At 62.8% G+C, this 24139-nt stretch carries 16 protein-coding genes; 7 read left to right on the forward strand and 9 right to left on the reverse strand.

Going from position 1 to position 24139, the window contains the following annotated elements:
• The first annotated feature begins 104 nt into the window (after positions 1-104).
• The 4 genes from AC27VQ_RS20540 (at position 105) to AC27VQ_RS20555 (ending at position 6891) form a co-directional block, all read left to right on the forward strand.
• A complete protein-coding gene (locus tag AC27VQ_RS20540; protein WP_313522790.1) occupies positions 105-1682 on the forward strand; it encodes a Do family serine endopeptidase in 1578 nt (525 codons plus the stop codon).
• 116 nt (positions 1683-1798) lie between these two features.
• Positions 1799-2482: a response regulator transcription factor gene (locus AC27VQ_RS20545; RefSeq protein ID WP_064329523.1), complete on the forward strand. Its 684-nt coding sequence runs from the start codon at positions 1799-1801 to the stop codon at positions 2480-2482.
• 4 nt (positions 2483-2486) lie between these two features.
• A complete protein-coding gene (locus tag AC27VQ_RS20550) occupies positions 2487-3911 on the forward strand; it encodes a sensor histidine kinase (RefSeq protein ID WP_488717745.1) in 1425 nt (474 codons plus the stop codon).
• 31 nt (positions 3912-3942) lie between these two features.
• Positions 3943-6891 carry a bifunctional [glutamine synthetase] adenylyltransferase/[glutamine synthetase]-adenylyl-L-tyrosine phosphorylase gene (locus AC27VQ_RS20555; protein WP_488717746.1) on the forward strand — a complete coding sequence of 983 codons (2949 nt, stop codon included), beginning with the start codon at positions 3943-3945 and terminating at the stop codon, positions 6889-6891.
• A 145-nt stretch (positions 6892-7036) separates the two neighbouring features.
• Here AC27VQ_RS20555 and AC27VQ_RS20560 read toward each other — a convergent pair whose 3' ends face one another.
• Both AC27VQ_RS20560 and pepN read right to left on the reverse strand, forming a co-directional pair.
• Positions 7037-9391: a PAS domain-containing sensor histidine kinase gene (locus tag AC27VQ_RS20560; protein ID WP_488717747.1), complete on the reverse strand. Its 2355-nt coding sequence runs from the start codon at positions 9389-9391 to the stop codon at positions 7037-7039.
• 183 nt (positions 9392-9574) lie between these two features.
• Positions 9575-12223, reverse strand: a complete 2649-nt coding sequence (gene pepN / locus AC27VQ_RS20565; RefSeq protein ID WP_488717748.1) for an aminopeptidase N — start codon at positions 12221-12223, stop codon at positions 9575-9577.
• Between the two features lie 257 nt (positions 12224-12480).
• On the opposite strand from pepN, the gene AC27VQ_RS20570 reads away from it, so the two are divergent.
• Both AC27VQ_RS20570 and AC27VQ_RS20575 read left to right on the forward strand, forming a co-directional pair.
• Complete coding sequence (locus AC27VQ_RS20570) at positions 12481-14907, forward strand: hypothetical protein (RefSeq protein ID WP_488717749.1); 2427 nt, start codon at positions 12481-12483, stop codon at positions 14905-14907.
• 244 nt (positions 14908-15151) lie between these two features.
• Positions 15152-16090, forward strand: coding sequence for a DMT family transporter (locus AC27VQ_RS20575; protein ID WP_488717750.1), 939 nt, complete (start codon positions 15152-15154; stop codon positions 16088-16090).
• On the opposite strand, the gene AC27VQ_RS20580 is transcribed toward AC27VQ_RS20575, so the two are convergent.
• The 7 genes from AC27VQ_RS20580 to AC27VQ_RS20610 form a co-directional block, all read right to left on the reverse strand.
• A complete protein-coding gene (locus tag AC27VQ_RS20580; RefSeq protein ID WP_488717751.1) occupies positions 16081-17367 on the reverse strand; it encodes an MFS transporter in 1287 nt (428 codons plus the stop codon). The two genes, AC27VQ_RS20575 and AC27VQ_RS20580, sit on opposite strands and share 10 nt — an antisense overlap.
• 369 nt (positions 17368-17736) lie before the next feature.
• Positions 17737-17880 (reverse strand): hypothetical protein, encoded by a 144-nt coding sequence (locus AC27VQ_RS20585; protein ID WP_158565446.1) that lies wholly within the window; start codon positions 17878-17880, stop codon positions 17737-17739.
• A 52-nt stretch (positions 17881-17932) separates the two neighbouring features.
• Complete coding sequence (locus tag AC27VQ_RS20590; RefSeq protein ID WP_244760394.1) at positions 17933-18106, reverse strand: hypothetical protein; 174 nt, start codon at positions 18104-18106, stop codon at positions 17933-17935.
• A gap of 211 nt (positions 18107-18317) precedes the next feature.
• Positions 18318-19175, reverse strand: coding sequence for a uracil-DNA glycosylase (locus tag AC27VQ_RS20595; protein WP_488717752.1), 858 nt, complete (start codon positions 19173-19175; stop codon positions 18318-18320).
• A gap of 44 nt (positions 19176-19219) precedes the next feature.
• Positions 19220-20512 (reverse strand): Hsp70 family protein, encoded by a 1293-nt coding sequence (locus AC27VQ_RS20600; RefSeq protein ID WP_488717753.1) that lies wholly within the window; start codon positions 20510-20512, stop codon positions 19220-19222.
• Between the two features lie 188 nt (positions 20513-20700).
• Positions 20701-21489 carry an SDR family oxidoreductase gene (locus AC27VQ_RS20605; RefSeq protein ID WP_488717754.1) on the reverse strand — a complete coding sequence of 263 codons (789 nt, stop codon included), beginning with the start codon at positions 21487-21489 and terminating at the stop codon, positions 20701-20703.
• A 27-nt stretch (positions 21490-21516) separates the two neighbouring features.
• Positions 21517-22917, reverse strand: a complete 1401-nt coding sequence (locus tag AC27VQ_RS20610; RefSeq protein ID WP_488717755.1) for an FAD-binding oxidoreductase — start codon at positions 22915-22917, stop codon at positions 21517-21519.
• A 262-nt stretch (positions 22918-23179) separates the two neighbouring features.
• On the opposite strand from AC27VQ_RS20610, the gene AC27VQ_RS20615 reads away from it, so the two are divergent.
• A partial coding sequence (locus AC27VQ_RS20615; protein WP_488717756.1) for an NAD(P)/FAD-dependent oxidoreductase occupies positions 23180-24139 on the forward strand: 960 nt, incomplete at its 3' end.

The following is a 24139-nucleotide window of genomic DNA, read 5'->3' on the forward strand; positions in this document are numbered from 1 at the left end:
CCAAAAATTCATGCGACGGATAGTGTGCCGTAATGTGCACCGTCCTATCTCTTCTCTCATCAGCCGCCGAATGCGGCCACGAAATGAGAGAAAAGGTGCAAAGAATGTCCAAGATTTCAGCATTCCGTCCGGGCCTCAAGACCGTCCTGAAGACGACAACCGTCGCCGGGCTTGCGGCCGTGATGCTTGCGACCGGCATTCCCGCCACTGTCAGCCAGAGCTTTGCGGAAGCCGTTTCCGTCGAAGGCCCGAAGGTCGCAAGCTTTGCCGATGTCGTTTCGGCTGTTTCCCCCGCCGTCGTTTCCGTCCGCGTCCAGTCCGATATCAAGCCGGCCAATGACGAGAGCAACTTCTCGTTCAATTTCGGTGGCCGCGGCTTTGACGAACTGCCCGACGACCACCCGCTGAAGCGTTTCTTCCGCGAATTCGGCGGCCAGGACGACATGCATGGCGACCGTGGTCCCGGCCGTCAGTTCGGCGATCGCGGCGATGACCGCCGCGGCCCCGGCCGCAAGCCGCATCTGCGCCCGACCGCACAGGGCTCCGGCTTCTTCATCTCGGAAGACGGCTATATCGTCACCAACAACCATGTCGTCAGCGACGGTTCGGCCTTCACTGTTGTCATGAACGACGGCACGGAGCTTGACGCCAAGTTGGTCGGCAAGGACAGCCGCACGGACCTCGCCGTTCTCAAGGTCGAGGAAAAAGACAAGCGCAAGTTCACCTATGTGGACTTCGCCGATGACAGCCAGATCCGCGTCGGCGACTGGGTCGTTGCCGTCGGCAACCCCTTCGGCCTCGGCGGCACCGTAACGGCCGGCATCATCTCGGCGCGTGGCCGCGATATCGGCTCCGGCCCGTATGATGACTACCTGCAGGTGGACGCAGCCGTTAACCGCGGCAATTCGGGCGGCCCGACCTTCAACCTCTCCGGCCAGGTCGTCGGCATCAACACCGCGATCTTCTCGCCCTCGGGCGGCAATGTCGGTATCGCCTTCGCCATTCCGGCGTCCGTCGCCAAGGGCGTCGTCGCCAACCTGATGAAGGACGGCAAGGTCGACCGTGGCTGGCTTGGCGTGCAGATCCAGCCGGTCAGCCGTGACATCGCCGACTCGCTTGGCCTTGCGGATGCCGCCGGTGCGCTGGTTGTCGAGCCGCAGGCCGACTCGCCCGGTGCCAAGGCCGGCATCAAGAAGGGCGACGTGATCACCGCGCTCGATGGCGATCCGATCAAGGACCCGCGTGACCTTGCCCGCCGCGTCGCGCAGATCGCGCCTGGCAAGAAGGTCGAGATTTCGATCTGGCGTGACGGCAAGTCGCAGAACGTCCCGGTCGAGATCGGCACGCTGGCTGGCGAGCAGATCCAGGCCGCGACGAGCACCGACGAGGCCGAGCCGGAAGCCGCACCGAGCGAACAGGCTTTGGCCGATCTCGGTATCTCGGTCACTCCTGGCGATGACGGGCTGACGGTTTCCTCCGTCGATCCGGACTCGGATGCCAGCGACCGAGGCCTCAAGGAAGGCGACCGCATCACCTCGGTCAACAACCAGGTGGTCAAGTCTGCCGCCGACGTCGTGAAGGTTCTCGACGGCGCCCGCAAGGACGGCCGCTCCAAGGCGCTGTTCCAGGTCGAGACCAAGGATGGCAGCCGCTTCCTGGCGCTGCCGATCGACCAGGGCTGATCGGCTCCATAGCCCTTTCCAATGGCGCCGCGGAATCGCAAGGTTTCGCGGCGTTGCCGTATCCAAGGCCTCGGCTTCTAGCCAAGGCGTGGCGAACATGCTGTAAGGTCCGTGCGATGAAGATATTGATTGTAGAAGACGATCTGGAGGCGGCCGCCTATCTCTCGAAGGCCTTTCGCGAGGCGGGCATCGTGCTCGACCATGCAAGCGATGGCGAGAGTGGCCTCTTTCTGGCGACCGAAAACAGCTATGACGTGCTGGTCATCGACCGCATGCTGCCGCGCCGCGACGGCCTGTCGCTGATCTCGGAACTGCGCCGCCGCAACATCCACACGCCTGTGCTGATCCTCTCCGCACTCGGTCAGGTCGACGACCGCGTGACAGGCCTGCGTGCCGGCGGTGACGATTATCTCCCAAAACCTTACGCATTCAGCGAGTTGCTGGCGCGCGTGGAAGTTCTCGGCCGCCGTAAGGGCACGCCGGAGCAGGACATGGTCTACCGCGTCGGCGATCTCGAACTCGACCGGCTGTCGCACACCGTCAAGCGCGCCGGCAAGGAGATCCTGCTCCAGCCGCGCGAATTCCGCCTGCTCGAATATCTGATGAAGAATGCCGGCCAGGTGGTGACGCGCACCATGCTGCTCGAAAACGTCTGGGACTACCATTTCGACCCCCAGACCAATGTCATCGACGTCCATGTCTCGCGGCTGCGCTCGAAGATCGAAAAGGATTTCGACCAGCCGCTGCTGCGCACCGTGCGCGGCGCCGGATATATGATGAAGGACGAGGCGGCGGGCTGACCCCATGAATGGACTGCTCGGCCGTCTGACCGTTCTCTACCGCACAACGGCGGTGCGCCTTTCCGCCGTCTATCTCCTGCTATTTGCCATCTGCGCGGCCTTCCTCGTCTTCTACGTCTCGACGATGTCGGAAGGCCTGTTGCGCCAGCAGATGCGCGATGCCGTGGCCCAGGAAGCGCAACAGATCGAAGCCATTTTCGAAAAGAGCGGCATGAACGGCCTGTTGCGCACGCTGGAGCGGCGCGCCCGCCAGCCCGGCGCCAATCTCTACATCATCGCAAGCCCGACGGGCGAGGTGCTGGCCGGCAACGTCGCCTCGCTGCAACCCGGCGTTCTCGACACCGAAGGCTGGACCGAGACGCCGTTCCTCTATCAGCGCTATCAGGAGGAGGCGCGCGGCAGCAAGCGGCCCATGGCCTATGCGCAGGTCGTGGTGCTGTCCAACGGGTTGCGCGTGCTTGTCGGCCGCGATCTCGGCGAGCCCGAGAATTTCCGCAAGCTGGTGCGCCAAGCGCTGATGGTGGCGCTCGGCGTCATGGGCATCGGGGCGCTGGCCATCTGGTATCTCATCGGCCGCAACGCGCTGAAGCGCATGGACCGCATGTCGGGCGCCAGCCAGCGCATCATGGCCGGCGATCTCTCGCAGCGCCTGCCGACCAGCGGCTCCGGCGACGAATTCGATCGCCTCTCCGAATCGCTGAACACCATGCTCGGCCGTATCGAAAAGCTCAATGAGGGCCTGAAGCAGGTTTCCGACAACATCGCGCACGATCTCAAGACGCCGCTGACCCGCCTGCGCAACAAGGCGGAGGCGGCGCTTTCTGGCGACGAAAAGGCCGATTACCGCACGGCGCTGGAGGAGGTGATCGGCGAGTCCGACCAGCTGATCCGCACCTTCAACGCGCTCCTCATGATTTCCCGCGTGGAGGCGGGGCAGGCGCCGGCGGAGATGAGCGCGATCGATATCAGCGGGATCGCCCGCGATAGTGCGGAACTCTATGAGCCCGTCGCCGAGGACAGCGGTCTGCGTCTCGTCACCGAGATCGCCGAGGCCATCGAAATCAAGGGTAACCGGGAACTCGTCGGCCAGGCGCTCGGCAATCTCATCGACAATGCGATCAAATATGCGGAAGGTGGTGAGGGCGAACCGGAAATCCGCGTCTCGCTTTCGCGTCGCGACGGTGATGTTGTGCTGGCGGTCGCCGATAACGGCCCCGGTGTGCCCGATGACAAACGCGACGATGTGGTGAAGCGCTTCGTCCGTCTCGATGCCAGCCGCTCGAAACCCGGCACGGGCCTCGGCCTGTCGCTCGTCGGCGCGGTCATGGAGATGCATCACGGCCGGCTGGAACTCGATGCCACCCATTCCGAGCGGGAAAACAATCGGGGGCTGACCGTCAGGATGGTTTTCCCCATCCGTCCGGACTGATACATCTCGTTCGATAAGACGAGGAGATATCATGAGCGTGACGGATACGACGCGGTTTTCCGATCTTTCGGCTTCCCCCATCCGGCCGCTCAGCCAGACCGAAGTCAAGTCGGTGCTGTCCGATCTCAAGGATTGGGCGAAGGACCACGCCGCCATCGCAAAGCTTCTTGGCGAGGACGGTCCGCTCAAGGATTTCATCGTCGCCGCCTTCACGCTCTCGCCTTATCTGCGCGATACCGCCCGCATCGATCCGCGTTTGTTGGTCCGTGCGCTGGAGGAGCCGATCGTCCCGGCAATCGACGGCGCCATTGCCCGCGCCCGCACGGCCTGGGAGGCTTCGAACGGTGAGGTGACCGAAGGCGTGCTGATGACCCGGCTGCGCGTTGCCAAGCGCGAGGTCGCCTTCCTCACGGCACTCGCCGATCTCGCCCGTATTTTCGATGCGCGCCGCACCACCGCGCTGCTCACGGCACTTGCCGAAGCGGCGACCTCCGCCGCCATCGACCATCTCCTTCTCTCGGCCCATCAGAGCGGCAAGCTGAAATTGCCCGACCCGACGAGACCGAGCGAAAAATCCGGCCTGATCGTACTCGGCATGGGCAAGCTCGGTGCTGCGGAACTCAACTATTCCTCCGATATCGATCTCGTCGTCTTCTACGATCCGATGGCCGAGGTCGCCGTCGATGCGAGCGAGGCGGTGGAAACCTTCTCCCGCCTCGTGCGCCGCCTCATCCGCATCATGCAGGAGCGAACCGCGGATGGATATGTCTTCCGCACGGACCTCCGTCTCAGACCCGATCCAGGCGCGACACCGCTCGCCATCTCCTTCGATTCCGCCATGCTCTACTACGAGAGCCGCGGGCAGAACTGGGAGCGTGCGGCCTTCATCAAGGCAAAACCCGTGGCCGGCGACATCAAGGCGGGCGAAGCGTTCCTCAAGGGCCTGACGCCCTTCGTCTTCCGCAAATATCTCGACTATGCGGCGATCGCCGACATCCACTCCATCAAGCGGCAGATCCATGTGCACAAGGGCCATGGCGAAATCGCGGTGAAAGGGCACAACGTCAAGCTCGGCCGGGGCGGCATTCGCGAGATCGAGTTCTTCGTGCAGACCCAGCAGTTGATCGCCGGCGGCCGTGTGCCGGCGCTGCGCCTGCGCGCCACCGAGCCGATGCTCGGGGAACTCGCGAAAGCGAACTGGATCGACCCGGCGACGGCGGAGGAATTGACGGAGGCCTACTGGTTCCTGCGCGATGTCGAGCACCGCATCCAGATGGTGCGCGACGAGCAGACCCATCTCCTGCCGGACACCGAGGCGGAGCTGAAGCGCATCGCCTTCATGATGGGTTTTGCGGATACCGCCAGCTTCTCGGCAAAACTCGTCGAGGTGCTGAAGACCGTCGAGCGGCGCTATGCGGCGCTGTTCGAGCAGGAGGCGAAGCTTTCCTCCGAAACCGGCAATCTCGTCTTTACAGGCCAGAAGGACGATCCCGACACGCTGGACACGTTGAAGCGCCTCGGCTTCGAGCGCCCGGCGGACATTTCCCGCACCATCCGCACCTGGCATTACGGCCGCTATCGCGCCACGCAATCCGTCGAGGCGCGCGAACGCTTGACGGAGTTGACGCCGCAGTTGCTGCGCGTTTTCGGCGAGAGCAAGCGGGCGGACGAGGCGCTGTTGCGTTTCGACAGTTTCATCTCCGGGTTGCCCGCCGGCATCCAGCTCTTTTCGCTGCTCGGTAACAATCCCGCGCTGCTCTCCCTCATCGTCAACATCATGTCCTCGGCGCCGCGCCTCGCCGAGGTGATTGCCGCCAAGCCGCATGTCTTCGACGGCATGCTGGACCCCGGCCTGCTTGCCGAGCTGCCGACACGCGCCTATCTTGCCGAACGCATCGAAGGCTTCGTCTCCGGCGCACGGCACTACGAGGAAATCCTCGACCGCCTGCGCATCATCGCTGCCGAGCAGCGCTTCCTCATCGGCATCCGCCTGCTGACGGGCGCAATCTCCGGCAAGCAGGCCGGCCGCGCGTTAACCCATGTCGCCGACCTCATCGTTGCCGCCGCGCTCAAGGCGGTGCTGGACGAGGTGGAGGCGGCGCATGGCAGATTCCCCGGCGGGCGCGTGGCGCTGGTCGGCATGGGCAAGCTCGGCAGCTTCGAGCTGACGGCCGGCTCCGACATCGACCTGATCCTGCTCTACGACCATGACAGCGATGCCTTCGAGTCGGACGGCGCAAAGCCGCTCGACAACATGAAATACTTTACCCGCATCACCCAACGGCTGATCGCGGCACTTTCCGCGCCGACGGCGGAAGGCGTGCTTTATGAAGTGGACATGCGGCTTCGCCCGTCCGGCAACAAAGGGCCGGTGGCGACCCGCATCACGTCCTTTGCCAAGTACCAGGCCGAGGAGGCTTGGACCTGGGAGCACATGGCGTTGACCCGCGCCCGCGTGCTGTGCGGCGACGAGAGCCTCACGAAGGAGGCGGACGACATTTTCCGCACCGTGCTCTCCCGCAAGCGCGAGACGGGGAAGGTCGCCAAGGACGTTGCCGAGATGCGCGACCTCATCGACCAGGAAAAGCCGCCGAAGGACATCTGGGACCTGAAGCTTATCGCGGGCGGGCTGATCGATATCGAGTTCATAGCCCAGTTCCTCGCTTTGGTGGCGCCGGCACGCGGCGCACCGCAGCCGGACAAGGCGCTGCCGACAAGCGACGCATTGGCGATGCTCGGCGCGATGATGGACCCGAACGATCTCGATACGGTCGAAAAGGCGCTGTCGCTCTATACGGAGATCTCGCAGATCGTGCGCCTCTGCGTCGATGGCGGGTTTGATCCGAAGGAAGCGCCGGCCGGGCTCGTCGATCTCGTATGCCGGGCCGGGGATTGCCCCGACCTGCGCACGCTGGAGGCGGAAATCCGGCGGATTTCGAAGGCGGTGCGCAAGATTTTCCAGGCGACGGTGAAGGGATAGCTACGCGCGAGGGCTGGTTCCCTCCCGCTTCCCTTTCGTCATCCTCGGGCTCGACCCGAGGATCCACGCATCCGCACCGCCTTGCCCGTAGCATGGATCCTCGGCTCAAGGCCGAGGATGACGTTGGTCTGTGGGGTAAGCGTTTTCACGCCGCCAGATGCAGCGCCGCTAGCCGTTCCCGGTCGGGGATGCGCACGGAGATGATCGTGCCCTTGCCCTCGGTGGACTGGATGCGCATCGCGCCGCCGTGCAGGTGCGCGAGCGAGCGGGAGATGGCGAGGCCGAGGCCGGAGCCGCCTTTGCTCTTGGCGTACTGGCTCTGCACCTGCTCGAAGGGCTGGCCGATCTTCTGGAGCGCGGAGCGCGGGATGCCGATGCCGCTGTCTGCGATGGTGAGCGTCACCGCGCCTTCCACCTTGCGTGCCCGCACGATGACCTTGCCGCCCTCGTTGGTGAATTTCATGGCGTTGGACAGCAGGTTCAGCAGGATCTGCTTCATCGCGCGGCGGTCCGCCACCGTCAGAAGATGCGCCGGGCAAGCTTCCTGAACTTCGATATGCTTCTTCTCCGCCTGTAGCATGGTGAGGCGCATGGTCTCCTCGATCAGCGGCGCGAGATCGATCGTCTCGCAGCTGATGCGCATATGGCCGGCCTCGATCTTCGACATGTCGAGAATGTCGCTGATGACGTTGAGCAGATGTTTGCCGCTCTCGTGGATGTCGCGCGAATATTCGCGGTACTTGTCCGAGCCGATCGGGCCGAACATCTGGTTCTGCAGGATTTCGGAAAAACCGAGAATGGCGTTGAGCGGCGTGCGCAGCTCATGCGACATGTTGGCGAGGAATTCCGACTTGGCGCGGTTGGCCGCCTCGGCGCGTTCCTTCTCCGCCTGATAGTTGGCGATGGCGACGGACAGTTCCGACTTCTGCCGTTCCAGCTTGGCGCGCGAGGCCGAAAGGTCGCCGATGGTCGCCATCAGGCGGCGCTCGGATTCACGAAGGCGCACCTGATGACGCTTCATCATGGTGATGTCGGTACCGACCGAGACGAGGCCGCCATCGCGCGTGCGCCGCTCGTTGATCTGCAGCCATCGCTCATCGGCCAACTGCACTTCGCTGGTCTGTGAGGCGCCGGTGCCGTCGGCATCCGCGATGCGCCGCTCGATGACCGGACGGGCCGCCGCTGCATACACAGCCGTGCGCTCGGTGCCGGGCACCAGCACGTCATCCGGCAGCCCGTAAGCCTGCTGGTAATGCGCGTTACACATGACGAGCCGGTCGCTCTTGTCCCAGAGAACGAAGGCTTCGGACGTGCATTCGATGGCGTCGGCAAGGCGCTGGTCGGCTTCCTGATAGCGCTGGGCAAGCCGATGCTGCTCGGTCACGTCCATGGCGATGCCGATCATGTGCATGCGGCCTGAGGACATGCGGATCAGCTGGGCGCGTGCGCGCAGCCAGACATAATGCCCCTCGGCATGGCGCATGCGAAACACTTGATCGACCTGTTTGGCTTCGCCGCGGGCGACGGCACGGGCCACCTGGTAGATGCCGTCGTCATCGGGATGCATCAGGCGCGCGGCGTCGCCGAACGAGAGCACGCTGTCGCGCGGCGGCATGCCGAGCATTTCATACATGGAGCGCGACCAGAACAGGCGCCGGTTCGACAGATCGAAATCCCAAAGGCCGCTGCGGCCGCGGGCGAGCGCCGTTTCCACGCGCAGGTTGGATTCCGCGAAGATCGCGTCGGCGTCGCGCGCCCGCTTCGCCTGGATGTAATAGGCATAGAGAATGACGAGCAGGATCGCCGAAATTCCGGCGAAGAGCGTCACGTTCAGCGCCACCTCGTCGCGCCAGAACAGCGCAACCTCGCCGAGTGGATTGGCGACGATGATGAAGCCACCCTTGCGCGGCATCTGCACAAGCGAAGCGTAATAGTCCTGCCCACCGATGCGGGTGCGGAAGACGCCGTCCGGATCGCCGAAATACTGGTTGGCCGCAAGCTCCGGCGAGAAGCGCGCGAGCGACTGGCCGACATAACGCGCGCCCGCCAGCGAGGCGCCGAAAATCTGCCCCTTCTCCGCGACGAACAGCACCAGCCCGCCCGGCTGCATGCGGTCCTGCGGCAGGTTGAGCGAGAGCGCCGCCTCGACGGCCATGCGATCGGATTCCGCGAGGCTTTCGGCCATGGGGCCGGAGAAGACCGCACCGACGGCGAGCGCCGTCAGCGAGGTCGTGTCCTTCACGCTCGCGTCCATCCGGTCGTGTTCGACTGTGATGCCGACCATGCGCGAGATGGCCACCACAAGCAGAAATGCGATGATCAGGATCGGTATCGACCGTTTCAGCACGGGCTCGGCCCGTGTCAAATGCCGTCCGGCAGGTCCGGCGAAAATCTTCGCCTGTCCCGTCAGCTCATTTTCCCAGGCCGAAAATCCCGGAAATTTGAGACGAGTCCACCCGCCGGATGCGCGTCCTCGTTGCGCGTCCGCCATAGTCTTCAAACCTTGTAACCCTCTCGTGATTCGGCGCGCCGCTCGCCCGAATCTGCCCTAATGAATCAATTGTGATTCGGCTTGTCCAGAGGAAAAGGTAAAAGTTTTTTAACCATATTTTGCCGGTGTAAACTTGTATTCCGAAACGAAAACGGGCGCCGAAGCGCCCGGAATCGTTCGATTTTCGGCATTTCAGCCCTTGAGCATGCGCTCCACGATATCCGAAACGTCCGAGGACAGCTTTTCGCCGGCCGCGATCGTTCGTAGCGCATTGCGCGCGTGATCCGAGCGGCTTTCCTCCAGTGCACGCCAGGAGCGCATGGAGGTGAGGATGCGGGCGGCAAGCTGCGGGTTCTTCGGGTCGATCTCGATGATTTGATCGGCCAGGAACCGGTATCCGGCGCCATCCGCCCGGTTGAAGCCGGTCGGGTTGGAGAAGGCGAAGGTGCCGACGAGCGCGCGCACGCGGTTCGGGTTCGCCTTGTTGAAATGCGGGCTCGTCATCAGCGCCTTGACGCGTTCCAGCGCGCCGTCGCCCGGAATGGTCGACTGGATGGAGAACCATTTGTCGATGACGAGCGCATTGTCGGCAAAACGCGCGCGGAAGGCTTCGAGCGCCTCGGCCGTCTCCGGCGCGTCCGGGAAACGGTGGGCGAGCACCGTGAGGGCGGCGCTCAGATCCGTCATGTTGTCCGCAGCCTTGAAGGCCGCCGCCGCACGGGCAGGCCTGCCATCGGAAACGGCGAGATAGGCAAGGGCCGCATTGCGCAGCGCGCGCTGGCCGGCGCTGGCAGCATCCGGCGTGAAGGCGCCCTTGGTGCCATGGCTTTCGAAGAGCGTAGCGAAGACGGCCGGATTGCGGTTGGCGATGAAGGCCAGCACGGCCTCGCGGCCGGCGCGGATGGCGTCCGGATCGTTGTTGCTGCCGAGCTCGCGGGCAATATCGGATTCAGAGGGCAGGGCCAGCGCCTGTGCGCGGAAAGCCGGTTCCAGCGCCGCGTCGCCGGCAATGGCGATCAGCGTGTCGGCAAGCACGGCGTTCGGCTCGACTGCTTCACCGGCGCGCGCCTTGCGCGCGGCGTCCACGAGGTTCGGCAGAGCAAGATCGTTCAGCGCCTGCCAGCGGGAGAAGAGATCGCTGTCGTTACCGGCGATCTGGGCGAGATCATCGGGCGCCTGCTCGAAATGCAGGTTGATCGGCGCCGAGAAGCTGCGGTTCAGCGAGACGACCGGGCGCGAGGCGATGCCGGAGAAGGTCACGGTCTGGCGGCGCTCCTTCAGATGCAGCACGTCGCCGGTGATGTCGGCGCCGCTGACCGAGATGGGCTTTGCTTCCGAGCCGTCGGCGAGGATCAGGCCGAAGCGCAGCGGAATGTGCATCGGCTCCTTGGTGCTCTGGCCGGGCGTCGGCGGGATCATCTGTTCGAGCGACAGCGTGAATTCGCCCTTCGCCTGGTCATAGCCGGAGGAGACGCTGACGAGCGGCGTGCCGGCCTGATGATACCAGAGCGAGAACTGGCCGAGGTCGATGCCGTTTGCCTCCTCGAAGCATTTGACAAAATCCTCGATCGTCGCGGCATCGCCGTCATGACGTTCGAAATAGAGGTCCATGCCCTTCTTGAAACCGTCCCGGCCGACGATGGTCGCGATCATGCGCGTCACCTCGGAGCCTTTTTCATAGACGGTCGTCGTGTAGAAGTTGTTGATTTCGCGGTATTTCGTCGGGCGCACCGGATGGGCGAGGGGGCCGGCATCCTCCGGGAACTGCTCCGATTTCAGGTGCCGCACTTCGGCGATGCGCTTGACGGCGCGCGAGCGCTGGTCGGCGGAGAACTCGTGGTCGCGATAGACCGTCAGGCCTTCCTTCAGGCAGAGCTGGAACCAGTCGCGGCAGGTGACGCGGCTGCCGGTCCAGTTGTGAAAATATTCGTGGGCGATGATCGCCTCGATATTCGCGTAGTCCTGGTCGGTCGCGGTTTCCGGGTCGGCCAGCACGTATTTGTCGTTGAAGACGTTGAGCCCCTTGTTCTCCATGGCGCCCATGTTGAAGTCGGAGACGGCGACGATCATGAAGATGTCGAGGTCGTATTCGCGGCCGAACACCTCTTCGTCCCACTTCATGGAGCGCTTCAGCGCATCCATCGCATAGGCCGCGCGCGCCTCCTTGCCGTGCTCGACATAGATCTTCAGCGTGACTTCCCGCTCCGACATGGTCGTAAACGTGTCTTCGACGACGCCGAGATCACCGGCGACCAGTGCGAAGAGATAGGACGGCTTCGGATGCGGGTCGAACCAGGCGGCGAAATGCTTGCCTTCGCCATAACCGGCGCCGCCGAGGAAATTGCCGTTGGACAGGAGGAGGGGGCAGCTCGCCTTGTCGGCGATGATATTGACCGTATAGACGGCCAGAACGTCCGGCCGGTCGGGGAAATAGGTGATGCGGCGGAAGCCCTCGGCCTCGCATTGCGTGCAGTAGATCCCGTTCGAGCGGTAGAGGCCCATCAACTGGGTGTTTGCTTCGGGATTGATCATTGTCGTGATCGTGATCTCGAAGGGTTCCGTCGCCGGAAGGTCGCGGATCGTCAGGCTGTCGGGCGTCGCGTCGTAGCGCGCCGTGTCCATTTCAATCTGGTCGAAGAGCAGGCCGGTCATGACGAGTTCGTCGCCGTCGAGCACCAGCGGGGCATTCGCATCGACGCCTTCGCGGCGATGGAAGATCAGCCGGGCCTCGACCTTGGTCTCCGTCGGGTCCAGTTCGAAGGTCAGGTCGACGCGCTCGAGAACGAAGTCAGTCTGGCGATAATCCGCCAGGTGGATGATCTGGCCGTTCTCTGTCCGCATGGATATGTCCTGCTCTATGCCGCCGCTGGCTGTCCCGTTTCCGTACAACGTGACACCTTTAAAAGGCGATCTGCCCCAAATTCCGCGAAAGATATGCTTATTCGCTTAACATCTCATTTCCATGGACCCCCGTTCACAATTTTGTTCCGCTGGCAGGACATCCGAATCGGGGGCAAAACCATTGAGTCTTCGGGGATGGAAGTTTTGCGTACGAAGTTGTAAGTGTTCCAACGCTGAGTTGAGGGCGAGGGATTGGAATGGCGACGATTAACGGTGGTGAAGGTAACGACACGCTCACGGGAAGCAGTGGCGGCGACAGTATCAATGGACGTGGCGGAAATGACACCATTGATGGAAAAGCTGGCAACGACACTATTTTCGGCGGGGGCGGCGACGATGTCATTTACGGCGGATCGGGAAATGATGTCATTTACGGCGGCCAGACCAATTCAAACGAGGTCAACAAAGATTTTGGAAGTAATACGATATATGGCGGGGAGGGTGACGACTACATAGTCGCGGACATAGACGTTACTCGCAATGGATACGGGACACCGTTGCAGTCTCTGAAGCAGATTGTCTATGGCGGTGCGGGCAACGACACGATTATCGGGGTCTCCTCTGCGGGGGAGTTTTACGGCGAAGACGGTAACGATCAGTTTATCGGCGCCGGCAAGATCATCGACATGGGTGCCGGCGACGACAATGTCATACTGACCAATGCGCTCAGTGACGATTCCTCCGTCGCCGGTGGCGCCGGCGCAGACACGATCACTTTCGAAACGGCCAGTTTCGGTCGCTTGGCCAGCATATCCGGCTTTGAGGTCTGGAGGCTGCTTGGACTGAACTATTTTTCCGAACTCTTTGTCGTCGATTCGAATTTTCAGGGCATCGTTACGCTGACCATCGACGGAGAGGACACCGCCTATGGCGACAACCATGTCGTCGATGCTTCGGCTGTTACGCTCGGTTCGGTCAATTACACCGGCGGCAAAGGAAACAACTCGTTTTTCGCTGGGGCCAAGGCGGACAGGTTCGTCGCGGGTGAAGGAAACGATACGTTCAAGGGAGGAGCCGGCAACGACTACTTCGATGGCGGCGATGGTGAAGACGTGGCGGTCTATTCGGGCAACTACGCCAACTATTCGATTGTCGAGATAACGTACAATAGGTTTTCCGTTCGGGATAATATCGGCACGGAAGGCACCGACACGATCATCGACGTGAACAAACTGCAGTTTGCGGATCAGACCGTGGATGTCGTGATCCGCGGTATGGAGATCATCGGTGACGAAACTGCCGAAGTGATCGAGGGGGGCGACGAGACCGACCATCTCGACGGAGCCGGCGGAAACGACGTGCTCGACGGCGGGAAGGGCAATGACTTGCTCGACGGCGGCACCGGCAACGACACATTGAACGGTGCCAAAGGCAATGACTTCATGAATGGAGGAACCGGCGCCGACGCGTTTTTCGGTGGCGCTGGCAATGACAGGCTGAACGGAGGATCCGGCGACGACCTGGCGAACTATTCCAGTGTCAAAGCTGACCTGGATATCGATCTTTCGGCCGGTCAATCTGTCGGCGACGGTGTCGACACCCTGATTTCCATCGAGGACGTCGTGGGCGGCAGCGGGAACGACACGATTATCGGCAGCGCTGCCAGCAACGAAATCAAAGCGGGTTCCGGCAACGACTACGTGGATGCAGGCGCCGGTGACGACCTTATCGTCGGCGGCGACGGTGCGGGCAACGACCGCTATATCGGTGGCTCCGGTATCGACACGATCAAATATACCAGCGCTAAATCCTCTATCACTGTGAACCTGTCTGCAACTAGCAATCAAGCAAGATCCACTCTCGCAGCGGATGCGGCGGGTATCGGCATCGATCAGCTTTCGGGAATTGAAAACGTCATTGCGGGCTCCTACGCCGATATCCTTACGGGCAACAGTGCCGCCAACACCCTGAGCGGCGGTGCCGGAAACGACGTCATCGATGGCGGCGCGGGTAGCGCGGCCGATGTTTTGGACGGCGGCAGCGACGTGGATACCGTTTCCTATCGCGCATTGACGTCAACAAAATCGACTGGTGTGATGCTCAACCTCTCCGGTGCCAAGGATGCCGACGGCTATTTCGTCGCCGCGGGCCTCGGCGGTGCGGACAAGATCAAGAATATCGAGAACATCACGGGCTCGGCTTATGCCGACACGCTGACCGGCAACGGCGCCGCCAACGTCCTGAGCGGCGGTGGCGGAAAAGATGTCTTGACCGGAATGGCTGGAGACGACGTTCTCAAGGGCGGCGAGGCAGACGACCTGCTTGTCGGAGGCGCCGGCGCTGACGATCTCTACGGAGGCGCCGGTGCCGACCGCTTTGTCTTCAAAACCTTGAAGGATTCCGGGGGCGCTACGTCCACGCGAGATACTATCTTCGATTTCTCGGCCAAGGAAGGCGACAAAATTGATCTTCGCACACTTGATGCCGATACGAAGACGGCCGGCGATCAAAAGTTTGCGTTCATTGGCAATTCTGCATTTACGAAGAAGTTCGGTGAACTCCGATACGAAATAAAAAATGGCGACACTTTCGTGCACGGTGATGTCAACGGGGATGGAAAAGCGGATTTCAGTCTCCGCTTTGATGCTTCCATCAAGTTTTCCGGTGGGGATTTCCTCCTCTGATCCCATCGCGGAACCATCGAGCTTGTAAAAAGATTCCGCTCCTGAATTGTCTCGGACAACTTCAGGAGCGGAGACTGCCTGGTCCGCTTTATTCCTGAGGTTATTTTCACTTGGTGTAAAAAACGATGAGAGATCGCCGCTGGCATCCGGCGGCCAATCCCGCTAGACTCGCAGATCTCTGGATCGGTTCTCTGGTCTTCTTCAACGCCTTATGCCATGGCCTTCCGGTCGTGACGAGTTCCCCATGGATACGCAGTCTTCCGATCCCATGAAGGGGATTTCTCTTAAGGTCGCCTCGGTTGTGGTCTTTCTGTGCATGTCGACGCTCATCAAGGCGGCCGGCAAGGATCTTCCGGCGGGGCAGATCACCTTCCTGCGCTCCGCCTTCGCCATGGTGCCGATCCTGGTTTTTCTCACCGCCCACGGCCAGTTGCGGGATGCCTTCCGTACGGACGACATTTTCGGCCATTTCAAGCGCGGCTTCGTCGGCATCCTCTCGATGGGCTTCGGCTTCTACGGCCTCATCCATCTTCCACTGCCGGAATCGATTGCGCTCGGCTATGCCCTGCCGTTGGTCACGGTCGTCATCGCCGCCATCTTCCTCAAGGAGCGGGTGGGCGTCTATCGTTGGACGGCCGTGCTGATCGGCCTTGCAGGCGTCGGCATTATCAGTTGGCCGCGGCTCACGCTGTTCCGGGAGGGCGGGTTCGGGTCCTCCGAGGCGATGGGGGCGCTCGCCATGATGGCCTTCGCCGTGCTCGGCTCCTGCGCCATGGTTCTGGTGCGCAAGCTGGTGCAGACCGAGCGCACGCCGACCATCGTGCTCTATTTCTCGCTCTTCGCCTCGATCTTCTCGCTCGCGACGCTGCCTTTCGGCTGGATCGCGCTTAGCTGGCCGTCGCTCGGCCTGATGGCGCTGGCCGGCTTCTGCGGCGGCATCGCACAGCTTCTGCTGACCTCGAGCTACCGTTACGCCGACGTCTCCACCATCGCACCCTTCGAATATACCTCGATCGTGCTCGGCCTCATCATCGGCTACTTCCTGTTCGGCGACGTGCCGACCGGCGCCATGCTTGTCGGCACAGCCATCGTCGTCAGCGCTGGCATTTTCGTGATTTTCCGCGAGCATCGCCTGGATTTGAAGCGCCGCGCGGAGCTGCGCGACAAGTTGCCTCAGGGCTGACGCCATTCCGGTGTCGTCGTGTCTTCGACGCGTTCTTCCGTCACGGCGTCGGGCTGCAATGCTGCGGCCGCAGCATCGGCGCCGAGCGGCTGGGCGGCCATGGCTTGAAAATCCGTCTTGCTGACCAGTCCGTCATTGGCCTCGCGCCGGCTGATGCGCCAGGCGGCATAGGCCCCGTAGAGCGCGAAATAGACGGCGAGAACCACGAAGAGCGAACCGGGGCCGAAACGATCCATGATCGGGCCGACGACGATCGGGCCGGAAATGGTGCCGACGCCATAGACGATCATCATGCCGGAGGAGACCTCGACATACTCGTCCGGCTGGGCCCGGTCGTTGGCATGCGCCACGTTCAGCGCATAGATCGGGAAGATCACTGAGCCGACGCAGGCGGCGGCAATGTAGAGCACGACCGGCGGGCCACCCGCGACGAGGGCCATCGCAAGGCAGGAGATCGTGCCGACGATGCCGCAGGCGACCATGACGAGGCGCCGGTCCATACGGTCGGAAGCGCGACCGATCGGGATTTGCGCGATGGCGCTGCCGATGAGCACGGACGCGAGAAGCGTCGCGCCCTCGGCGGTGGAAAGCCCAGTGCGTTGGGTGAAGACGCCGCCAAGATTGAGCCATGCCCCGGACAGCGCCCCCGCCAGGAAGGCGCCGACCACCGCCACCGGCGAACGGCGATAGAGGGCGTGCACGTTGAAGCGGGCCTGCGTCGGCGGCGCGGGCAGCGGCGAGGATGTGAGCGCCGTCGGCATGAGCGCGATCGAAAAGATGATGCCGCAGACGATGAAGAGCGAGGTGTTGGAGGGATCGCCGAGCGGCACGAGATATTGCCCGCCAATCGTGCCGACCATCGTCGTGATGAGGTAGATGGAGAAGACCGAGCCGCGGTTCTCGTTGGTCACGCGTTCGTTCAGCCAGCTTTCGATGATGAGATAGCTGCCGGAAATGGCAAAGCCGGAGATTGCCCGGAACAGCATCCAGGCCCGCCAGTCCACGACGATGGCGCAGAGCAGAATGCCGATAGAAAGCAGCGTAATCAGCGCCACGAAAACGCGCACATGGCCGACGAGCAGAATGAATTTCGGCGTCACGATGCAGGAGAGCGTGAAGCCGATCGTATAGCCCGTCGCGATCATCGAGATCGTCTGCGTCGACCATCCCTCGGCAACCGCGCGCACCGGCACGACATAACTCTGCAGCCCGAAGGCCACCATCATCAGCAGCGTGGACAGCATGAGGCTGAAAATGGAGACGAGGGTCGCCAGCATGGGAGCTCCGGGAAGAGGGGCATTCGGTTATCGAATGTCGCTCTATTGCGGGAACCGTGCTCTGTCCACAGCGACAGAGGCTGGCGTAATTCAAGAAGAATTTCGGAGGACCCGGAAATTCCCGGAAGGGTTGTGCTATGAAGGCGTGTCGGGTGCATGCCCGGCATAAAGAAAGGAGGTGAGACGTTTGAAAATCCGGCTTACGCTGACGATCAGGTTCAGGACTTGGCGGTTCACCCTGACCATCAGCTAAGAAACGGAGACCGGGCTTCGGCCCGGTCTCCACCGGAGGAAAGGCGTCTCACCTCCTCACGATCAAGATCATACCACGGCGCGCGCCGTGGTCCAAGCCTGCTCAGCTGGGCCTGCTTAGTTGGGCAGGAAGGCCTTGAGCGGGTCGCGGCGCTGGGCGGCATCGCGCGGCAGCGAGGCCAGCACGGAATATTCCCGGGCGGCGTTCACGGCGGCGCGAATGTCGGCAATGTCTGAAATCAGCTTGCGAAAGGCGGCCATGGTCTGCTCCTGGTGGTTTGTGTGCGCACGGGCATATCTGCCGGTGGACGCCTCAACGCTGGATGAAGTCGGCGTAGAGTTGGACGGGGCGGATGATGCGGGCGAAGCCGGTGGCCGTGAGTTGCTCATTGGCCGGAGCGGCGATGCCGAAGCCGTGGCCGGCGCGGCGACCGGTGTGGCGGAGCGTCTCAAAGCTCGAATGAATGGGCCGAAAGCGGGCGGTCATGGGTCGTTTCCTTAAATCCTGTCCTCCCGTGTTGATATATTGCGACGCAACATAGTTTTTGCAATGCGACGTTCTGCCCGGCAGATATGTGTAATTCGCATGGCTGTTGAAACATTTTGTTCATGCTGAAGGCAGATTTGCGGCGATTCTGCGCGCCGCTTTGTGGTTCAAGAGCGCAAGCTATTGAAAATATTGTGTGTGCGTCTGTGCCCTAGCCACGCAGCCCTGCACGAAAAGCGAGCAGGTCCTGCCAGGCGAGCCGCTTGCTGATCGGTGCCGTTGCCAAATCCTGCGGGTGCAGTGTCGCAAAAGCCGGCACTTTACGGCCGGAAATCTCGATTTCCTGCCATGCGCCGCGCAGTTGGTGGATCGTATCGTTGGAGCGGAACAGGAATCGGGCGGCGAAATTGCCGAGAACGAGCAGCTGATTCGGCTCGGCAAGCGCGATTTGGCGCTCGATGAAAGGCCGGCAGATATCCGCTTCGCGTTGCGACGGCGGGCGATTGCCCGGTGGTCGCCACGGCACGATGTTGGTGATGAGCAGATCGGCACGCGCAAGGCCGATACCGGCGAGCATGCGATCGAGCATGGCGCCCTGCCGACCGGAAAAGGGCTGGCCGTCGCGGTCGTCATCGGCATTCGGCATGGCTCCGATCACCATGACGGATGGCTTGGCATTGCCCTCCGCAAAGATGAGGCAGCGGGCGCTGGCCTTCAGGTTGCAGCCGTTGAAGCTTTCCATAGCCGCGCGCAGCTCGTCCAGCGAACGGGCGCTGCCTGCCGCAAATTCGGCTTCGGCAATCGCCTGGCTGTCCGGGATCGCAACATTCGGCATGGGGGCGGGGGCTGCGGCCCGCGGCTGTTCCTGCCGAATGGGCGCCTGCCGAGCGGCTTGCTGAACCGGTGCCGCCTCCCGCTGGGCGGGGGCGCCCCGCGCCGCACGCATCGCCTCGAATTCGGCGATGCGATCGACCGCTCCTTCCTCCAGCAGCCATTCCACGCCCGCATCCGCATAGAAATGCAGGAGCGAACGAAGCTGCTCGGGATGAAGGTCGTTGGCGGCGGTCATGGTGCTACCTTAACGAAGCCGGCCGCCAGAGGAAAGCGCCGCCGTCACGCCGCCCATTGTGCTATGTCGTCGCTTTCGCCGATCAGCGCCAGACCATGGGCAATGGAGAGCAGTTCTCCGCCGGTCTCGATCTTGCCAGCATCGAAGCGGTTGGTGAAAATCCGGCGTACGGCCGGCACGAAGGAGGTGCCGCCGGTCAGGAACACCTTGTCGATGCCATCAGGCGTCGTGTTCGTCTTCTCCAGCACCTCATCCAGCGCGCCCTCGATGCGGGCAAGGTCCGGCGCGATCCACGTTTCGAAATCCGAGCGCTTCACCGTCTTGCGGCCGGCGGCGCCAAGCGGCTTGAAGTCGAACTCGGCTTCTTCCGCGCCTGACAAGGCCATCTTGGTGGCTGAAATCGACTGATAGAGCGGATAACCCTCGTCGTGCTCGACCAGATCGATGAACAGTTCCAGCTTTTCCGGCTCCAGCGCCGAGCGCACGAGCGACTTGAGGTCGACGAATTCGCGCGTCGTCTTGAAGATGGAGAGTTGGTTCCAGCGCGCGAAATTGGCGTAGTAGCCCGAGGGCACTTCCAGCACCTTGTCGAAGCTCTTGAAGTGCGAACCCTTGCCGATTTCCGGCGCGACGAGATGCTCGATCATGCGGGAATCGAAATGGTCACCCGCGATCCCGACGCCCGAATGGCCGATCGGCGTCGCCGTCAGCCGGCCGGCCTGCCGCTCGAAGCGGATCAGCGAATAGTCGGTCGTGCCGCCGCCGAAATCGGCGACGAGAACGGTGGCGTCGCTCTTCAGTGTCTGCGCGAAATAGTAGGCCGCAGCGACAGGCTCATAGACATAGTGGATTTCCGGAAAGCCGAGCCGGGTCAGTGCCTCATTGTAGCGTTCGAGTGCGAGATTGGGATCCGGGCTCGCACCGGCGAACTGCACCGGGCGGCCGGCGACGAGGCGCGAAACCTCGCCCGGCCATTCCGTGCCGGCATAGGCCTTCAGCCGCCGCAGGAACACTTCCATCAGGTCGTCGAAGGTGTGTCGGCGGGCGAAGACCAGCGTGCCCTGGAAGAGGGCGCTCGCCGCAAAGGTCTTGATCGACTGGAGAAAACGACAGTCGCCGGGATTGTCGATGAACTGGCGAATTGCTGCCTGTCCGGCTTCCACCTTGAGGGCCTGCGCGCCGACCACCGGATCCTTCATGAAGGAGAGCGCGGTGCGCATCGTGTCGGTCTCGCCGACACTGCTGGTAAAATGCATGGATTGCGTTTCGCTGCCGCCGGAAGCGAGCGCGAGAACCGTGTTCGTCGTGCCAAAGTCAAGCCCGAGTGCCCGTGCCATCGCCGTGCCCCTCTCATCTGTCGAAATGGGTTGAAGCGGCGCAAATGGCGCCGCGCGAAAGGGCGCATCAGATGCGCTCTGGAATGAAGAGGGCGCGAGATGCCACAGGCGAGGGGGAATGGCAAGGGCGGAGGGCTGTTTGCCTCCGCAAAAACGGCGGGCCGAAAGGCGGCCCGCCGGAGGGAGGGTCAGACCGAATGCGCCGCGCCGCCGTCGCAGCGCACCAGGCTGCCGGTGACGTAGCTTGCCGGGCCGCTGCACAGGAAGGCGGAGGTGGCGGCGAATTCCTCGACGGTGCCGTAGCGGCGGGCGGGAATGGCCTTTTCCGAGGCGGCCTTCACATCGTCCACGCTCTTGCCGCTGCGCTCGGCGGCGGCGGCATCGAGGCTCTTCAGACGGTCGGTGAAGATGCTGCCGGGCAAAAGCATGTTGCTGGTGATGCCGTATTGCGCGACTTCCGTCGCCAGCGTCTTCGACCAGCCGGCAAGGGCCGGGCGCAGCGTGTTGGAAAGCGCGAGGCCGGAGATCGGCTCGATCACGCCGGAGGAGGCGACGGTGAGGATACGCCCCCAGCGCTGTTCCTTCATGCCGGGCAGCAGCCGGTTGGTGAGCGTGATGAGACGCAGCACCATGGAGTGGAAATAGGTCAGGAGCTTTTCCTCGCTCATGTCCTCGGTGGAGCCCGGCGTCGGCCCGCCGGAATTGTTGACGAGGATGTCGATGCCGCCGAGTTTTTCGGCAACGGCGGCGACAACGGTCTCGACAAAATTTTCATCGCCGAGATCCGCCTGCACCCAGTCAGCGCGACCAAAACCTTCCGCATTGATCGCCGCGCAATTGGCGGCGAGCGTTTCGGCGCTGCGGCCGCAGAGCAGGACATGGGCGCCCTCGCGGGCGAGCGCCACGGCGATGCCCTTGCCGAGGCCGCGGGAGGAGGCGAGAACGAGGGCGCGCTTGCCGGCGATGCCGAGATCCATGGGACTTATCCTTTGACAGTCGGGCTGTCAGGCGCCGTACGGCACCTTGCCCGGATTGAAGAGGTTTTTCGGGTCGAGCGCCGCCTTGATCGCCTGTGCGACCGCCCGGCGGGCCGGATTGCCGAAGGTCAGATAGGCACGGCGCTTCTCCGTTCCCACCCCATGTTCGGCGGAAAAGCTGCCACCGGCCTCCGCGACGCCGGTATAGACGGCATCCTCGATCGGCTCTTTGACGCTTGCGGCGGTCACACCATCGCCGATCACGGAAATATGCAGGTTGCCGTCGGCGATATGACCATAGACATAGGCATCGAAAACCGCATCGACGGCTTTCAGCCGCGCCTTGAGGCCGGCAACATAGGCGTCCAAGGCACCTGGCGGCACGGAAACGTCGAAGGAGGGCGCGCCCGGCTGGACGCGGTAGATAAAGTCGCTCTCCTCTCGCAACGTCCAGAAGCGTCGCGCCTGATCCAGCGAGGCGGCGACGATGCCGCTTGTCAGGCGATGCTCCTCCCAGAGCGCGGCGAGCCCGTCTTCCAGCGCGCTGCGGGCGTCTTCTTCGCTTGCCGCCGAAACCTCCATCAGCAGAACGGCCGGTGTCTCTCCGTCCAGCCAATCCAGGTCGAAACCGCGCTCCCGCGCGCTGTTGACGAAGAAATTGCGCCACATCAGCTCGGCGCCTTCGAGCTGCAAGGCAGGCTGCGCCCGGAAATGGCCGATAAGGGCAAGCGCCGATGTGGCGTCCTGAACGCCGACAAGGGCCGTGGCGCGCTGCGGGTTGAAGCTTTCGAGCTTCACGACGGCGCGGGTGACGAGGCCATAGGCACCCTCCGAGCCGATGAGCAGCTGCTTGATGTCGGGCCCCGCGCTCACCTTCAGCACGTGCGTGAGATCGCTGACGAGGCTGCCATCCGGCATGACGGCCTCGATGCCGAGCACCTGATGGCGCATGACGCCGTTGCGGAAGGCAAGGATGCCGCCGGCATTGGTGGCGATCATGCCGCCGATCGTGGCGGTGCCCCGCGCGGCAAGGTCGATGCCGGGCGTCAGTCCGAACTCCGCCGCTGCCTCCTGCAGGGCCTGCAAGGTCACGCCGGCGCCGACGGTCGCGGTGCGGGCCAGCGGATCGATCGCCTCGATTCGGTTGAGCTTGGCGGTCGAGACGATCAGCTCGCCCGGCCGGCTGATGCCGCCGCCGACGAGCCCGGTGCGTCCGCCCTGCGGCACGAGGGGCACATTTTTGTCCACGCACCAGCGCACGATGGCCGCCGCCGCCTCCGGCGTTGCCGGCTGGGCCATGACGCCGGCGCCAAAATTGTCGGGATGTTCGCCGGGATGCCGCCCATCAAGCGTGTCGCTTCCGATAAGGTGAAGATCCGCACCGAATTCGTTCAAGTCGTGCTGAAGCGATCGGATAATCTCGGACATGGGTGACGATCCTCTCCCGGTGGCTGCTGTCGAATGCCTAGCCCCGCGCGGTATCGGAATCAAGCGATCGTATAGCAAGCGCCCGGCGATCGATTGACGTTTACGTATTAGTCAATAAACTTTCGGCGCTGTCATGAGGTCATGCGCAAAAGCCGGAAAGTCTGTCGCAGAACGGCTCGACAAGATTTCCGCTATTTGTCATGACAGGATCGACCCTGAGGGATTTTCCGCGGCTTTTGAGGGGTTGCGGTTGGAGAGAACAATGAGCGAAGAAATGGAACTCCCCGAACGCGAGTCGATGGAATTCGACGTTGTGATCGTCGGTGCCGGCCCGGCTGGCCTGTCGGCGGCGATCCGGCTGAAGCAGGTCAATCCGGATTTGACGGTTGTTGTGCTCGAAAAGGGGTCGGAAGTCGGTGCCCATATCCTGTCCGGCGCGGTCGTCGATCCCATCGGCATCGATCGCCTGCTGCCCGATTGGCGCGAGGATGAGAGCCATCCGTTCAAGACCGAGGTGAAGGACGACCACTTCCTGTTGCTCGGCCCGGCCGGCTCCGTGCGCCTGCCGAACTTCGCCATGCCGCCCTTGATGAACAACCACGGCAACTACATCGTCTCGCTCGGCAATGTCTGTCGCTGGTTGGCGACCAAAGCGGAAGAGCTTGGCGTCGAGATCTATCCCGGCTTTGCCGCCTCGGAAGTGCTCTACAACGACGAAGGTGCCGTCATCGGCGTGGCTACCGGCGACATGGGCATCGAGCGCAACGGCGAGCCCGGCCCGAACTATACGCGCGGCATGGCGCTGCTCGGCAAATACACGCTGATCTCCGAGGGCGTGCGCGGCTCGCTCGCCAAGCAACTCATCCAGAAATTCGATCTCCAGAAGGATCGCGAGCCCCAAAAGTTCGGCATCGGCCTCAAGGAACTCTGGCAGGTCAAGCCGGAGAACCACAAGCTCGGTCTCGTACAGCACTCCTTCGGCTGGCCGCTTGGCATGAAGACCGGCGGCGGCTCGTTCCTTTACCACCTCGAAGACAACCTCGTCGCCGTCGGCTTCGTCGTGCATCTCAATTACAAGAACCCCTATCTCTTCCCCTTCGAGGAATTCCAGCGTTTCAAGACGCATCCAGCGATCAAGGGCACGTTCGAAGGCGGCAAGCGTCTGTCCTATGGTGCCCGCGCTATCACCGAGGGCGGCTACCAGTCGGTGCCGAAACTGTCC

Source organism: Shinella sp. 20P9.1.1, from assembly GCF_057798995.1.

Excerpts from the sequence above, each read along its gene's own strand:
- AC27VQ_RS20540 (WP_313522790.1), top strand. The coding sequence starts at position 105 with ATGTCCAAGATTTCAGCATTCCGTCCGGGCCTCAAGACCGTCCTGAAG.
- AC27VQ_RS20545 (WP_064329523.1), top strand. The coding sequence starts at position 1,799 with ATGAAGATATTGATTGTAGAAGACGATCTGGAGGCGGCCGCCTATCTC.
- AC27VQ_RS20550 (WP_488717745.1), top strand. The coding sequence starts at position 2,487 with ATGAATGGACTGCTCGGCCGTCTGACCGTTCTCTACCGCACAACGGCG.
- AC27VQ_RS20555 (WP_488717746.1), top strand. The coding sequence starts at position 3,943 with ATGAGCGTGACGGATACGACGCGGTTTTCCGATCTTTCGGCTTCCCCC.
- pepN (WP_488717748.1), bottom strand. The coding sequence starts at position 12,223 with ATGCGGACAGAGAACGGCCAGATCATCCACCTGGCGGATTATCGCCAG.
- AC27VQ_RS20570 (WP_488717749.1), top strand. The coding sequence starts at position 12,481 with ATGGCGACGATTAACGGTGGTGAAGGTAACGACACGCTCACGGGAAGC.
- AC27VQ_RS20575 (WP_488717750.1), top strand. The coding sequence starts at position 15,152 with ATGGATACGCAGTCTTCCGATCCCATGAAGGGGATTTCTCTTAAGGTC.
- AC27VQ_RS20580 (WP_488717751.1), bottom strand. The coding sequence starts at position 17,367 with ATGCTGGCGACCCTCGTCTCCATTTTCAGCCTCATGCTGTCCACGCTG.
- AC27VQ_RS20585 (WP_158565446.1), bottom strand. The coding sequence starts at position 17,880 with ATGGCCGCCTTTCGCAAGCTGATTTCAGACATTGCCGACATTCGCGCC.
- AC27VQ_RS20590 (WP_244760394.1), bottom strand. The coding sequence starts at position 18,106 with ATGACCGCCCGCTTTCGGCCCATTCATTCGAGCTTTGAGACGCTCCGC.
- AC27VQ_RS20595 (WP_488717752.1), bottom strand. The coding sequence starts at position 19,175 with ATGACCGCCGCCAACGACCTTCATCCCGAGCAGCTTCGTTCGCTCCTG.
- AC27VQ_RS20600 (WP_488717753.1), bottom strand. The coding sequence starts at position 20,512 with ATGGCACGGGCACTCGGGCTTGACTTTGGCACGACGAACACGGTTCTC.
- AC27VQ_RS20605 (WP_488717754.1), bottom strand. The coding sequence starts at position 21,489 with ATGGATCTCGGCATCGCCGGCAAGCGCGCCCTCGTTCTCGCCTCCTCC.
- AC27VQ_RS20610 (WP_488717755.1), bottom strand. The coding sequence starts at position 22,917 with ATGTCCGAGATTATCCGATCGCTTCAGCACGACTTGAACGAATTCGGT.